This window comes from Nocardiopsis sp. CNZ308, assembly GCF_004217075.1.
Window position 1 is genome coordinate 2809593 of sequence record NZ_SHKJ01000001.1, and the last position, 13722, is coordinate 2823314.

A 13722-nucleotide genomic window follows, 5' to 3' on the forward strand; every position below is an offset into this window, starting at 1 on the left:
AAGGTTCCCCTACTGCTTGGCGAGGGCGGAGGCGGGCAGCTGGTCCACGCCCAGCGAGCGGGCGGTGCCGAGCAGGCCGTCGAGTTTGTCGGCCTGCGGGCCGCCCGCGCCGATCAGCTTGAGCAGCAGCGCGGAGACGGTGAGGTTCTTGACGTCCTCGGTGGACACCGACTCCATCACCCTGCGCATGTCCGCGGCGAAGTCGCCCTCGCCGTTGAGCCAGTTGCCGCCCAGCGCCTGCACGGTCTTGGAGTTGCCGACGAAGCCGTCCACGGCCTTGCCCAGGCCGATGGAGCCCACCATGCGGTCGAAGAAGGCGCCGTCGCCGCCGACGATGTTGATGTCGGCGTTCTCCAGGCCGGTGGCCAGCACGGTGGCCTGGGCCTCGGCGACCTCGCGCTGCACGTTGATCCCGGCCAGGCGGATCTCCTTCTCGGCCTCCAGGCGCAGGCGGTACTCCTCGTGCTCGCGGCTGACCTGGTCCAGGGCGGCCATGGCCTCGGCCTTGTCGGTGAGACCGGCGGCCTCGGCGCGCAGCTTCTGCTCCACGGACTCGGCCTCGACGCGGGCCTTCTCGCTGGCCACGGCGGCCTCGGCGCGGCCGACCTTCTCGATGGCCTCGGCGTCCTGCTGGCGGACCTGCACCTCGGCCAGACCGGTCGCGGCGGCCTCGGCCTGGATCCCCTCGGCGAGGCGGATCTTGGCGCGGGTGTCCAGTTCGGCGGCCTGCTGGCGGGCCTCGGCCAGGGTGAGCTCCTCGGCGGCCCGGTGCTTGGCGGCGGCCTCCGCGGCCTCGGCGGCCTTGATGTCCTTGACCAGGTTCTCCTGGGCCTCGGCCTCGGCCTGGATGATGACGGCCTGGCGGGTGCGCTCGGCCTCCTCGACGGCGCGCAGGCGCTTGATGGCCTCCTCCTGCTCGGCCACGGTGCGGTCCACGGCGATCCGCTCGCGGACGACGTCGGCGACCTCGCGCTTCTCGGCCTCGACCTCCTTGTCCTTGGCGATGCGGCTCAGCTCGGTCTCGCGCTCGCGCCCGATGACCTCCAGCAGGCGGTCCTTCTCGATGCGCTCGCTCTCGATGGCGATGACGCGCTCGCGGTTCTTCTCGGCCACCGCGATCTCGCGCTGCTGGTTCTGGTGCTGCACGCCCAGGGCCTCGGAGGTGCGGATGTTGGCGGTCTCGGCCTTGAGGCGCTCCTCGGCCTGCACGCGGGCGGTCTCGGCCTCCTCGCGGGCGCGGATGATCTCGATCTCGCGCTTGGCCTTGGCGGCGGCCTCCTCGCGGCGCTTCTCCAGCTCGGCGAGGGTCTCGGCGGTCTCGGTGTTCTGCCGGTCGAGTTCCTTGCGGCGGTCGTTCTCGAACTCGTTGGTGCGCTTGTGCTCGATCGCGGTGCGCTCGGTGATCTTGGAGATGCCCTGCGCGTCGAGGATGTTGTTGGCGTCGTGCTGGTGCAGCGGAGTCTGCTCCAGCTCGTCGATGGCCACGTCCTCCAGGCTGTAGCCGTTGAGGTCGGTGCCGATCAGGGAGATGATCGCCTGGCGGAACTGCTCGCGGTGCGTGAACAGCTCCTCGAAGTCGAACTGCTTGCCGACGGTCTTGAGGCCCTCGGAGAACTTGGAGTTGAACAGCTCCTGGAGCGTGTCCTGGTGGCTGGCGCGCTCGGTGCCGATGGACTTGGCGACCTTCTTGACGTCCTCCGCGGTCTCGTTGACCCGGACGTAGAAGTACACCTTGATGTCCGCGCGGATGTTGTCCTTGCAGGTCAGACCCTCGCGGCCGCGCCGGTCCACGGTCAGCGTCTTGAGGGAGATGTCCATGATCTCGGCCTTGTGCAGGACCGGCAGGACGATCGCGCCCGTGAAGGTGACGTGGACGTCGCGGACCTTGGAGATGATCAGCGCCTTGCCCTGCTCGACCTTGCGGAACAGGCGGGTGACCATCAGGAGCAGGGCGATGAGGACGACGACGCCGACTGCAAGGGCGACGCCGACGGTCAGGAAGGCCGCGTCCGCGGCCTCCTGGCCGTTCGCGGTGGCACTCAGCAACACGTGGGGGTCTCTTTCTGCAAGGGGATGTGCGTAAGAGGGGGGAAAGCGCGTCGGAGCGGGGGCTTGCGGCTGCGGGGATCCGGCCCCCGGTCGGGGGCGCTCGACAGATGTGACGCGGCGCGGTCGCGAACGGTTCCGCGTACCACTTCTCCGTTTGGCGGGCGAGAGTGCGGACGGGCGGGTGAGGCGAAGCCCCGGGGCGCTGTACGGGTGTTCGCGGGTTCCCGCTCCTCGGGCGCTCGCGGAGGCCCGGGGAGGTACGGGTCAGCCCTGGCCGGGGTCCAGCGCGGCGTCGAAGTAGGTGACCAGGAAGACGTCCCGCTCGGCGCTGTGGTCGAAGATCAGGGCGGTGCTGCCCACCGGCAGGACCTCGCCGCCGGTGGTGCGCACCGGGATGGAGATCGACGCGCCGCCCGCGGTGGTGATCTCGGCCTGGCCGAAGCCCTCGTTGGCCTCGCCGATGCGGATCACGCAGGTGCGTCCGACCAGCTCGTTCCTGGAACCGCTGCCGCGGCTGGGCAGGAAGCGCTGCACCGACATGACCAGGCCGCTGGTGACCGCCCACGCGGCCACGAGCGCGATCAGCAGGACCACCAGGCCCAGGGCGATGAGCAGGGGGGTGGAGGTGGTGTGGAGGAGGCTGGTCATGATGCTTCCCATCATGCTCACGAACCAGGCGACGCAGATCAGCGAACTGAGCGCCACGGTGACCGGAACCCTCCCCAGCCCCACGCGGCTCATCAGGGAGTTCAGGCCCGAGGCCTCGCCCGAGTCGTCCACGCTGTCGAGCGCGTCGGAGCCGGTGGCGCCGACCGACACGAGCAGCCAGTAGACCGCGACGACGACCAGCAGCGGGGTGAACAGCACGGTCGGGAAACCGAAGGCGGTGTCCAGGAACATCCCCACCCGCTCACCCTCCTCCGCGCCGCACCGTGCCGGAACTCTACCGAACCGCCCGCTTTCCGGTGCGGGCGGGCGTCCCCTTGGCCGTTTGCGGCCACCGGGACGGGTCGCGGACCCGACGGTCGGCTGCCGCGAGGCCGCGGTGACGGCGCGACCGGCGCCGGACACGGTTGTGGAGGGAGAGGAGGGAGGCGGGTGACGCGGTTTTCCACGGCGACCGGGGGTGTGTTCGCTGTTCAGGGGTCCGGCGTGCGGTGCGGCGGAGGCGCGGAGAAAATCCCCGAGAAAAAATTCGGGGAGGTGTCGATCCGGCCCGGTGCCGTTCGACGTGTGGATGAGAGCGGGGGAACGGACCCCCACACCGCACGAGAGGCGAACACCATGCGCTACATGATGACGATCATGTCCACGCCCGAGTCCGAGGCCGCCGACTACGAGCCCAGCCCGGAGGTCTTCGAGGCGATGGCCGCCTACAACGAGCAGATGGTCAAGGCCGGTGTCCTGCTCGCCGGGGACGGTCTGGCCCCCGCCTCCGAGGCGACCCGGGTCACCTTCAGCAACGGTGCCGCGACCGTCACCGACGGGCCCTTCGCCGAGGCCAAGGAGTTCGTCGCCGGGTACTGGGTCATCCAGGTGTCCTCGCACGAGGAGGCCGTGGAGTGGGCCAAGCGCTGCCCGCACCCGCCGGAGGGCGACGACACGGAGATGAGCCTGGTGCTGCGGCGCATCTTCGACACCGACGACTTCGGTGACGAGATGCCCGAGCACCTCAAGGAGCGCGAGCGCGAGCTGCGCGCCGAGGGGTACTCGCACGGCGGCTGACCCGCCCGCGCCGGTGCGGCCCGCGGTGCTCCCGAGCACCCGCGGGCCGCGGCCCGTTCCGGGCGTGGCGTACGGCCCGCGCGGCGGTCGGCGACGGCCGCCGCGCGTGCTTGCGGTGGGCCGCCCGCGGTGCTGAGATTGCCCCGTGAGCCACACCGACGCCACGCGCGCGGTCGAGGCGGTCTGGCGTATCGAGTCGGCCCGCCTCGTCGCAGCGCTCACCCGCATGGTCGGCGACGTCGGCCTCGCCGAGGAGTTCGCCCAGGACGCGCTGGTCAGCGCACTGGAGAAGTGGCCCGGCGACGGGGTTCCCGACAACCCCGGCGCCTGGCTGACCACCGTCGCCAAGCGCCGCGTGCTCGACCGCTGGCGCCGCGACGAGCGCTTCCAGCGGCGCATGGCCGACCTCGGCCGCGAGATCGCCGAGCACGACGGGCAGGCCGAGTTCGACGCCGTCCTGGAGGAGGACTTCGGCGACGACCTCCTGCGGCTGATGTTCGTGTGCTGCCACCCGGTGCTGTCCACCGAGGCCCGCGTCGCGCTCACCCTGCGCCTGCTCGGCGGGCTCACCACCGAGGAGATCGCCCGGGCCTTCCTGGTTCCCGAGTCCACCGTCGCCCAGCGCATCGTGCGCGCCAAGCGCACCCTGGCCAAGAGGAGGGTGCCCTTCGAGGTGCCCGTCGGCGAGGACCGCGACGCCCGGGTGGCCTCCGTGCTGGAGGTCGTCTACCTGGTGTTCAACGAGGGCTACACCGCCACCTCGGGTACGGAGTGGACGCGTCCCACGCTGTGCGGGGAGGCCATGCGCCTGGGCCGCGTGCTCGCCCAGCTGCTGCCCGGGGAGCGCGAGGCGCACGGACTGGTGGCGCTGATGGAGCTGCACGCCTCGCGGCTGCGCGCCCGCGTCGGGCCCGACGGGGAGCCCATCCCCCTGGCCGAGCAGAACCGCGCGCTCTGGGACCGCCTGCTCATCACGCGCGGGATGGAGGCCCTGTTCAGGGCCCTGCCGCCGGACCGGAGCCAGCCCGGCGGTCCCTACGTGCTCCAGGCGGCCATCGCGGCCGAGCACGCCAGGGCGGTCACCGCCGCCGACACCGACTGGACGGTCATCGCCGGACTGTACCTGGCCCTGGTCAGGGTCACCGGGTCGCCGGTCGTGGAGCTGAACCGGGCGGTGGCGGTGTCGATGGCCTCGGGCCCGGAGGCCGCGCTGGAGATCGTGGACGCACTGCGGGACCAGCCGGGGATGGGCGACTACCACCTGCTGCCCTCCGTGCGCGGCGACCTGCTCGTGCGGCTGGACCGCCGGGCCGAGGCCCGCGCCGAGTTCGAGCGCGCGGCCTCCCTGACCCGCAACGAGCGCGAGCGCTCGCTGCTCCTGGACCGCGCCCGCGGCTGTCGGGACTGACCGGGCCGGGGACCACGCCGTCGGGGTCGCCCGCTGACGGAAGGACGCGGGGGGCCCGGCGGGCGGGGACCCCTCCAGGTCACCGAGCCCGCGCCGGGCGAGCTCGTCCACGGTGACGGTCGGCTCGTCGGTGTCGGTGTCGGGGGCGCGCGGGTGCTCGCGGCGGCGCTGAGGCCGCGGCTGGTCCCGGACACGATCCAGGCCACCACACGCGGCCACGCCCGGCCCCGGCCGCTCGGCCGCTCCGCCCCGTAACCGCGCGGGTGGCCGGAAGCGGCCATTCCCGCGAAGGCCGATGCCCTTTCCGGCTGTGCGCGGAAGGCTGTGATGGCGTCTTTTATCCCGGGGTCGCATAACGAAAGTCAGGGCGCGTACTGACGAAGGATGTGTCGGCGATCGCGCGGTCCGTGCTTCTCTCTCGAACGCTTTCTCCCCTCGGCGCGCTCTCGCGGTGGATGGCGCATATCCGCTGGGCTGAGTGGTGTGCAACCCACGAAAGTCATGCTCTCCGGTTTCCTGGCGGGCTCGTGATTCATCGCTCGTGGGACGAAAGGAGCCTTGTTAGGATCCTCGCGGATCCCCGGCGGGGAACGCGGAAAGGAGAATGGCCGTGTCTCTCGCTGAAGGTGCTTTCCATTACTCCTCCGACGAGAGCGAAATGCATGCCAGCGATCGAGATAAGGAACGTGTCCAAGACGTTCCGCGGCCAGCAGGCCGTTGACCACGTCTCCTTCACGGTGGAGCCCCGCACGGTCACCGGCTTCCTGGGCCCCAACGGCGCGGGCAAGACCACCACCCTGCGGTGCCTGCTCGGCCTGGTCCGCCCCGACAGCGGCGAGGGGCTGGTCAACGGCCGCGCCTACACGAGCCTGCCCAACCCGCTGACCGAGGTCGGCGCGGTGCTGGAGGCCACCAACCTGCACCCGGGGCGCACCGGCCGCAACCACCTGCGCGTCATGTGCGACGCCGCGGGCCTGCCCCTCTCCCGTGCCGACGAGGTGCTGGACGAGGTCGGGATCGCCGGTGCCGGGAACAAGCGGGTCGGCGGCTACTCGATGGGCATGCGCCAGCGCCTGTCGCTGGCCGGGGCGCTCCTGGGCGATCCCCGGGTGCTGATCCTGGACGAGCCCGCCAACGGGCTGGACCCGGAGGGCATCGAGTGGCTCCGCCGGTTCCTGCGCCGCCAGGCCCACGACAGGGGCGTCGCCGTCCTCGTGTCCAGCCACGTCCTGGCCGAGGTCGAACAGACCGTCGACAACGTCGTCATCATCGCCAGGGGACGTCTGGTCCACCAGGGGGCCCTCGGCGGCCTCACCGGCGGCGGGGAGAGCCTGCACGACGCCTTCCTCCGCCTCACCGCCTCGGGGACGGCCGCCCACCCGTTGGGAGACCGCCAGTGACCGCTCTCGTCAGATCCGAACTCCGCAAGGTCCTCACCACCCGGTTGTGGTGGATCCTGCTCCTCGCCGCACTGGCCTGGGTGGCCCTCTCCCTGGGCCTCGCGGTCTTCGCCTCGGGGGTGGAGGGCGGCCTCAGCCGCGACAGCACCGCGTACGCCGCCTCCGTCTGGACCATGGGCGCTTCGGGGAGCCTCTTCGCCATGGTCGTCGGCATCATGACGGTGACGTCGGAGTACCAGCACCGCACGATCAACGTCACCTTCCTGACCAGTCCGCGGCGTCCGCCCGTGATCCTGGCCAAGGTCGTGGCCGCGGCTCTGGTCAGCCTGCTGTTCGGCGTGGTCGTCGTCGGACTGTCCTCCCTGGCCGCCGGGGCCTCCATCCTGACCGGGGGAGGCGGGTTGGACCTGGTCGACAACCAGGTGCCGCGCATCCTCGTCGGCTCCGTGGGCGTCTACGTCGCCTACGCCATGATCGGCGTGGGCGTCGGCGCACTCATCCGCAACCAGGTCGCCGCTCTGGTGTTCGGCATCCTGTGGGTGTTCATGCTGGAACCGCTCCTGACCGTCGTCCCCCAACTTCAGGACGTCGGCAAGTGGCTGCCCGGCGGCGCGTCCACCGCTCTCTACGACACCGGGATCGTCCCCGGCTTCGCGGGACTGCTCCCCGTGTGGGGCGCGGCCCTGGTCCTGGTCGGCTACGCCGCCGTGGCGGTCGCCCTGGCCTCGGTCACCACGCTCCGCCGCGACGTGACCTGAACACCGGTTCTGCCCTGAGCAGGCAGCCCTGGCGGGTCGGGGCCGGAACCGGCAGACTCCCGGCCATGAGACTTCTGGTTCTGGGCGGTACCGAGTTCGTGGGGCGGGCGGTCGTGGAGGGCGCGCTCGCCAGGGACTGGGACGTCACCGTCTTCCACCGCGGCAGGCACCCCGCGCCCCCCGGTGTCACCGCCCTGCACGGGGACCGCACCGAGGCGGGCGGGCTCGACGCGCTGGCCGACGGGCGCTGGGACGCCGTCGTGGACACCTGGTCGGGCGCCCCGTCGGCGGTGGCCGCCGCCGCGAGGCTCCTCGCCGACCGGGCCGGGCACTACTCCTACGTCTCCAGCCGCTCCGTCTACGCGTCCCCCGCCCCGCCCGGGCTGGACGAGGACGGGCCGGTCGTGGACGCCTCGCCCGAGGCAGCCAGCACCGACTACGCGCGGGACAAGCGGGGCGGCGAGCTGGCGGCGGAGGCGGCCTTCGGGGATCGGGCCCTGTCCGTGCGCGCGGGACTGATCCTCGGCCCGTACGAGAACATCGGCCGCCTGCCCTGGTGGCTGGAGCGGATCGCCCGGGGCGGCCCGGTCCTGGCCCCCGGACCGCGCGACCTGCCGTTGCAGTACGTGGACGCGCGCGACCTGGCCGCCTGGACCCTCGACGCCGCCGAGGCCGGACTGGGTGGCCCCCACAACCTGGTGAGCCCGCCGGGGCACACCACCACCGCGCGGCTCCTGGAGGCGTGCGCGGCGGTCACGGGCTCGGACGCCGAACTGCGCTGGACCGACCCCCGGGTCATCCTCGACGCGGGCGTCCAGCCGTGGACCGAACTGCCCGTGTGGGTGCCGCCCGGCGAGCTGTACGACACCCTGCACCGGGGGGACGTGTCCAGGGCGCTCGCGACCGGGCTGCGCTGCCGCCCGGTGACCGAGACCGTCGCCGACACCTGGGCGTGGCTGCGGACCCTGGAGGGCGGCGCGCCCCAGCGCCCGGACCGCCCCCGCGTCGGCCTGGACCCGCAGGTGGAGGCCCGCCTGCTCGCGGGGGCCTGACCCGGCCGGGGACACGGCGCGGGGCCGCCCCCCCAGGGACGGCCCCGCGCTGCTTCTACATGTGCGACCCGGCGCCCGGCTCAGGCCACCGGCGCCTCCTCGGCGCCGCGCGAGGTCACCCGGAGCCTGTCCGCGCCCTCGTCCACGTCCACCACCACGGTGGCGCCCTCGGCCAGGTCGCCCGACAGCAGCTCGCGCGCCAGCGGGTCGCCGATCGCGGACTGCACCAGGCGCCGCAGCGGACGCGCGCCGTAGTTGGGGTCGTAGCCGGTCAGCGCCAGCCACTCGCGGGCACCCTCCGTCACCTCCAGCCCCAGCCGCCGGTCCGCCAGCCGCCGGGCCAGCTTGTCGATCTGCAGGTCCACGATCCGCGTCAGGTCCTCGGTGGACAGCGCGTCGAACATGATCACGTCGTCCAGCCGGTTGAGGAACTCCGGCTTGAACGTCGCGCGCACCACGTCGAGCACGCGGTCGCGGCGCACCGACTCCTCCAGCGACTGGTCCACCAGGAACTGCGACCCCAGGTTGGAGGTGAGGATGAGGATGGTGTTGCGGAAGTCCACCTGACGGCCCTGGCCGTCGGTCAGGCGGCCGTCGTCCAGCACCTGGAGCAGGGTGTCGAACACCTCCAGGTGCGCCTTCTCCACCTCGTCCAGCAGCACCACCGTGTACGGGCGGCGGCGCACGGCCTCGGTCAGCTGCCCGCCCTCCTCGTACCCCACGTAACCGGGGGGCGCGCCCACCAGGCGCGACACCGAGTGCTTCTCGGAGTACTCGCTCATGTCGATCCGCACGATCGCGCGCTCGTCGTCGAAGAGGAACTCCGCCAGCGCCTTGGCCAGCTCGGTCTTGCCCACGCCCGTGGGGCCCAGGAACAGGAACGACCCCGTCGGCCGGTCCGGGTCGGAGATGCCCGCCCGCGCCCGCCGCACCGCGTCCGACACCGCGGCCACGGCGTCCTTCTGCCCGATGAGGCGCCTGCCCAGCTCGTCCTCCATGCGCAGCAGCTTGGAGGTCTCGCCCTCCATCAGCCGCCCCACGGGGATGCCGGTCCACGCCGACACCACGTCGGCGACCTCGTCGGCGCCCACCTCCTCCTTGACCATGGTGGCGGTGCCCCGGCTGGCCGCCCTCTCCTCGTCCCTGCTGGCCTCCTCGACCTGCTTCTCCAGCTGCGGGATGTCCCCGTACATCAGCCGGGAGGCCTCGCCGAAGTCACCCTCGCGCTGGGCCAGCTCGGCCCGCGTGCGCAGGTCGTCGAGCTGCCCCTTGAGTTCGCCGACCCGGTTGAGACCGGCCTTCTCCTGCTCCCAGCGGGCCACGAGCCCGTTGAGCTGCTCCTGGCGGTCGGCCAGGTCCGCGCGCAGCCGCTCCAGCCGCTGGCGGCTGGCCGGGTCCGACTCCTTGTCGAGCGCCATCTCCTCCATCTTCAGGCGGTCCACGGCGCGCTGGAGCTCGTCGATCTCCACCGGGCTGGAGTCGATCTCCATGCGCAGCCGGGACGCCGCCTCGTCGATGAGGTCGATCGCCTTGTCCGGCAGGAACCGCGCGGTGATGTAGCGGTCGGACAGGGTCGCGGCGGCCACCAGGGCCGAGTCGGCGATCTGCACCTTGTGGTGCGCCTCGTAGCGGCCCTTGAGCCCGCGCAGGATCGCGATCGTGTCCGCGGCCGAGGGCTCGCCCACCATGACCTGCTGGAAGCGCCGCTCCAGCGCGGGGTCCTTCTCGATCTTCTCCCGGTACTCGTCCAGGGTGGTCGCGCCCACCATGCGCAGCTCGCCGCGCGCCAGCATGGGCTTGAGCATGTTGCCCGCGTCCATGGCGCCCTCGGCGGCGCCGGCGCCCACCATCGTGTGCAGCTCGTCGATGAACGTGATGACCTGGCCCTCGGACTCCTTGATCTCCGAGAGCACCGCCTTGAGCCGCTCCTCGAACTCGCCCCGGTACTTGGCGCCCGCCACCATCGCGGACAGGTCCAGGCTCACCAGGCGCTTGCCCACCAGGGACTGGGGCACGTCACCGGCCACGATCCGCTGGGCCAGGCCCTCCACGACCGCGGTCTTGCCCACGCCCGGCTCGCCGATGAGCACGGGGTTGTTCTTGGTGCGGCGGCTGAGCACCTGGATGACCCGCCGGATCTCGCCGTCGCGGCCGATCACGGGGTCCACCTTGCCCTCGCGGGCCCGCTCGGTCAGGTCCACCCCGTACTTCTCCAGGGCCTGGTAGGTGTCCTCCGGGTTCTCCGAGGTCACCTTCCCCGAGCCGCGCACCCGCTCGAACCCCTCCAGGAGCGCGTCGGGGGTGGCACCGGCCTCGGTGAGCAGCTTCGACGCCTCGCCGCCGTCCGCGGCCAGCCCCACCAGCAGGTGCTCGGTGGAGACGTACTCGTCCTCCATCTGCTGCGCGCGCTGGGCCGCGGTGTTGATGGAGACGATCAGCTGACGCGAGGAGCTGGGCGAGCTGACCGTGGAACCGGCCGCCTTGGGCAGCGCGCCGACGGCCGCCTCGACCTTGTCCCGGAGCGCGTCCGGGTTGGCGCCGACCTCCTTGAGCAGCGGGCGGGTGATGCCCTCCGCCTGGTCCAGCAGGGCCGCCAGCAGGTGCACGGGCTCCGTCTGCGGACTGCCGTCCGTGGTGGCCCGGCGGATCGCCACCGACAGGGCCTCCTGGCTCTTCTTGGTGAGCTTGTAGTTCATGCGCGGTGACTCCTTTCACAAGTCGTGTCACGGGGAGTGATGTCCGACGGCCGACCGCGCCCCGTGTCGCCGTGGCGGAGTTCCGTCAGTCCTGCTCGTCGTCGGCGCGGCCCGGGGCGCCGCGGCCCCTGCCCCGCTCCTCGTCGTCGTTCCTGGGCTCGGCGGTGTTGAAGATCGTCACGCGGGTGCGGCGCACCAGCTCGCCGCGCACCCCCGTGCCGCCGTCGGCCGGGCGGCCCCGGCGGGCCACCGCACGGCGGGCCGCCTCCAGCTCGTTGGCCAGGTGGAACACCTGCTCCCGCAGCTGCTCCACCTCGTGTTCCAGTTCCAGGATCCGCTTGATCCCGGCGAGGTTGATGCCCTCCTCCTGGGACAGCCGCTGCACCTGGCGCAGCGTCTGCACGTCGCGCATGGAGTAGCGGCGCCCGCGGCCGGACGCGCGGCCCGGCGAGACGATCCCCAGTCGGTCGTACTGCCGCAGGGTCTGCGGGTGCATCCCCGCCAGCTCCGCGGCGACCGAGATCACGTAGACCGGAGCGTCAGCGCCGAAGGAGTCGTTCACGTCGTTCACGCACCCTTCGCCCGCGTTTCGAGTCCGTCGCGCGGGTCGTAGTCGGAGGTCGCCGCGCGGAACTTCTCCAGAGCCTCGCGTGCGTCTCCGTTGAGAGTCCTCGGTACCGCCACCTCGATCGTGACGAGCATGTCGCCCGTGGTGCCGTCCTTGCGGTTCGCGCCCTTGCCGCGCACCCGAAGCTTGTGCCCGTTCTGCGTGCCCGGCGGGACCTTCACGGTCACCGGGAAGCCGTTGAGGGTGGGGATGCGCACGTCCGCGCCCAGCGCCGCCTCGGGGAAGGTCACCGGGACGGTGATCGTCACGTTGTCGCCGCTCCTGCCGAACACCGGGTGCTCCTTCACGTGGACGACGACGTAGAGGTCACCCGTCGGGCCGCCGTTCTCGCCCGGCGCGCCCTTGCCCTTGATCCTGATCCGCTGCCCGTCGGACACGCCGCCGGGGATGCGGGTCTGGACGGTGCGGGTGCTCTTGCCGCGCCCGCTGCCGTTGCAGGTGACGCAGGGGTCGTCCACGACCAGGCCGCGGCCCTTGCACTCGCTGCACGGCTCGGACAGCGAGAAGCCGCCCAGGTTGGTGTTCTCGTGCCCGGTGCCGGAGCACTTGGGGCACATCCGCGGGGCGGTGCCCGACTTGGCGCCGGTGCCCTTGCAGGTGGGGCAGGCCGACTCGCTGGCCAGCTGGAAGGAGCGCGTGGCCCCCTCGGCCGCCTCGCGGAAGGTCAGTGTCGTCTCGGTCTCGATGTCGGCGCCGCGTCTGCTGCGGGTGGTCCCGCCGCGCCCTCGGCCGCCGAACAGCCCGCCGAAGAGGTCGCTCAGCCGCTCGCCGCCGCCCGCGGTCCCCGTTCCGCCGGTGCCCTGGCCGAACAGGTCGCCCATGTCGAACCCGCCGGGGCCGGTGCCGCCGCCGGGGCGGTAGGAGCCGCCGAACAGCGACCGCGCGTTGTCGTACTCCTTGCGGCGCGTCTCGTCCGACAGGACGTTGTAGGCCTCGGAGATCTCCTTGAAGCGGTCGGCCGCGCCGGGGTCGTCGGCGTTCGCGTCCGGGTGGTTCTCCCTGGCCAGCTTGCGGTAGGACTGCTTGATCTCGTCCTTCGAGGCGGTCTTTGAGACTCCCAGGACCTTGTAGTAGTCCTTCTCCAGGTAGTCCTTGGTGCTCATCGACTGGTGCCTTCCCCCGCTGGTGCCGGTTGCGTCCGATGCTTCCATGTGACCCCGCACCGTGTCGGGCCGGGGTCCGCCTCCGGCCGCGGCCGCCGCTCACGCGGGGCCGCGGCCGGAGGATCAACGGGTGGACCCGTTACTTGTCGTCTTCCCCGCCGTCGGCGCCGTCCGCGGCCGGGGACTCCCCGCCGGGGGCGTCGCCCTCGGCGGCGGAACCGGACGCGGCCTCCGCGCCGCCGTCGGCGGGGTCGCCGACGACCACGCGGGCCGGACGCAGGATCCGCTCACCGATGCGGTACCCGGGCTGGAACACCTCGATCACGGTCTGGACCGAGATGCCCGGGACGGGGACCAGGGTGAGCGCCTCGTGGAGGTTGGGGTCGAACTCGTCGTCCTTCTCCGCGTACCGCTCCAGGCCCAGCTTGGTGACCACGGCCTCCAGGGCCTCGCCCACCGCCTTGAACCCGCCGTTGAGCTCGTCGTGCTCACGGGCCCGGCCGACGTCGTCCAGGATCGGCAGCAGTTCGCCGAGGACCTGGGCGGTGGCCATCTCACGGACGGCCACGCGGTCGCGGTCCACGCGCTTGCGGTAGTTGGCGTACTCCGCCTGCACCCGCTTGACGTCGTTGGTGAGCTCGATGACCCGCTCGTCCGCGTTGATCGCCTCCGACACCACCGACTCGGGGGCGTCGGGGACCTCGACGTCCTCCAGGTCGGCCTCGACGACCTCCTCCTCGGCGATCTCGGGGATCTCCTCGGTCGCGTCGCCCTCGGCCTCGGGGTTGCGGACCTGCCCGGTCTCCGGGTCGATCCGGCGGTTGTCCCGGATCACCGGCCCCTGGCGCTCCTCACCGTCGCCGGTGCCGTTGGTGTTCTCCGACGGTGCCATCTGAGACACGC

Annotated in this window: 11 protein-coding genes; 5 read left to right on the forward strand and 6 right to left on the reverse strand. The window is 72.2% G+C overall.

The features are described 5' to 3' along the window. Window positions 1-9: 9 nt before the first annotated feature. Both EV372_RS12230 and EV372_RS12235 read right to left on the reverse strand, forming a co-directional pair. Window positions 10-2049, reverse strand: a complete 2040-nt coding sequence (locus EV372_RS12230) for an SPFH domain-containing protein (protein ID WP_130396094.1) — start codon at window positions 2047-2049, stop codon at window positions 10-12. A gap of 264 nt (window positions 2050-2313) precedes the next feature. Continuing rightward, window positions 2314-2955 carry an OB-fold-containig protein gene (locus EV372_RS12235; protein WP_130396095.1) on the reverse strand — a complete coding sequence of 214 codons (642 nt, stop codon included), beginning with the start codon at window positions 2953-2955 and terminating at the stop codon, window positions 2314-2316. 378 nt (window positions 2956-3333) lie between these two features. Here EV372_RS12235 and EV372_RS12240 point away from each other — a divergent pair, with 378 nt between their 5' ends. The 5 genes from EV372_RS12240 to EV372_RS12260 all read left to right on the forward strand — a co-directional run bounded on the left by EV372_RS12240 (window position 3334) and on the right by EV372_RS12260 (window position 8392). Then, entirely contained in the window at window positions 3334-3774 is a 441-nt protein-coding gene (locus EV372_RS12240) for a YciI family protein (RefSeq protein ID WP_130396096.1), read from the forward strand. A 145-nt stretch (window positions 3775-3919) separates the two neighbouring features. After that, window positions 3920-5182, forward strand: a complete 1263-nt coding sequence (locus tag EV372_RS12245) for an RNA polymerase sigma factor (RefSeq protein ID WP_130396097.1) — start codon at window positions 3920-3922, stop codon at window positions 5180-5182. Window positions 5183-5868: 686 nt separating this feature from the next. After that, complete coding sequence (locus tag EV372_RS12250) at window positions 5869-6582, forward strand: ATP-binding cassette domain-containing protein (RefSeq protein WP_130396098.1); 714 nt, start codon at window positions 5869-5871, stop codon at window positions 6580-6582. Continuing rightward, the gene (locus tag EV372_RS12255) at window positions 6579-7340 is read left to right on the forward strand and encodes an ABC transporter permease (RefSeq protein ID WP_130396099.1); all 762 of its coding nucleotides are present in this window, start codon (window positions 6579-6581) and stop codon (window positions 7338-7340) included. Before EV372_RS12250 ends, EV372_RS12255 begins: the two co-directional genes overlap by 4 nt. Before the next feature lie 65 nt (window positions 7341-7405). After that, entirely contained in the window at window positions 7406-8392 is a 987-nt protein-coding gene (locus EV372_RS12260; RefSeq protein WP_130396100.1) for an NAD-dependent epimerase/dehydratase family protein, read from the forward strand. An 80-nt stretch (window positions 8393-8472) separates the two neighbouring features. On the opposite strand, the gene clpB is transcribed toward EV372_RS12260, so the two are convergent. The 4 genes from clpB to grpE all read right to left on the reverse strand — a co-directional run bounded on the left by clpB (window position 8473) and on the right by grpE (window position 13711). Further along, the gene (gene clpB, locus EV372_RS12265; protein WP_130396101.1) at window positions 8473-11088 is read right to left on the reverse strand and encodes an ATP-dependent chaperone ClpB; all 2616 of its coding nucleotides are present in this window, start codon (window positions 11086-11088) and stop codon (window positions 8473-8475) included. A gap of 85 nt (window positions 11089-11173) precedes the next feature. Beyond that, complete coding sequence (locus EV372_RS12270) at window positions 11174-11659, reverse strand: heat shock protein transcriptional repressor HspR (protein WP_130396102.1); 486 nt, start codon at window positions 11657-11659, stop codon at window positions 11174-11176. Further along, complete coding sequence (dnaJ, locus tag EV372_RS12275; protein WP_130396103.1) at window positions 11656-12819, reverse strand: molecular chaperone DnaJ; 1164 nt, start codon at window positions 12817-12819, stop codon at window positions 11656-11658. The genes EV372_RS12270 and dnaJ overlap by 4 nt, the downstream gene beginning before the upstream one ends. A 139-nt stretch (window positions 12820-12958) precedes the next feature. Continuing rightward, complete coding sequence (gene grpE / locus EV372_RS12280) at window positions 12959-13711, reverse strand: nucleotide exchange factor GrpE (protein WP_130398894.1); 753 nt, start codon at window positions 13709-13711, stop codon at window positions 12959-12961. Between the last annotated feature and the right edge of the window lie 11 nt (window positions 13712-13722).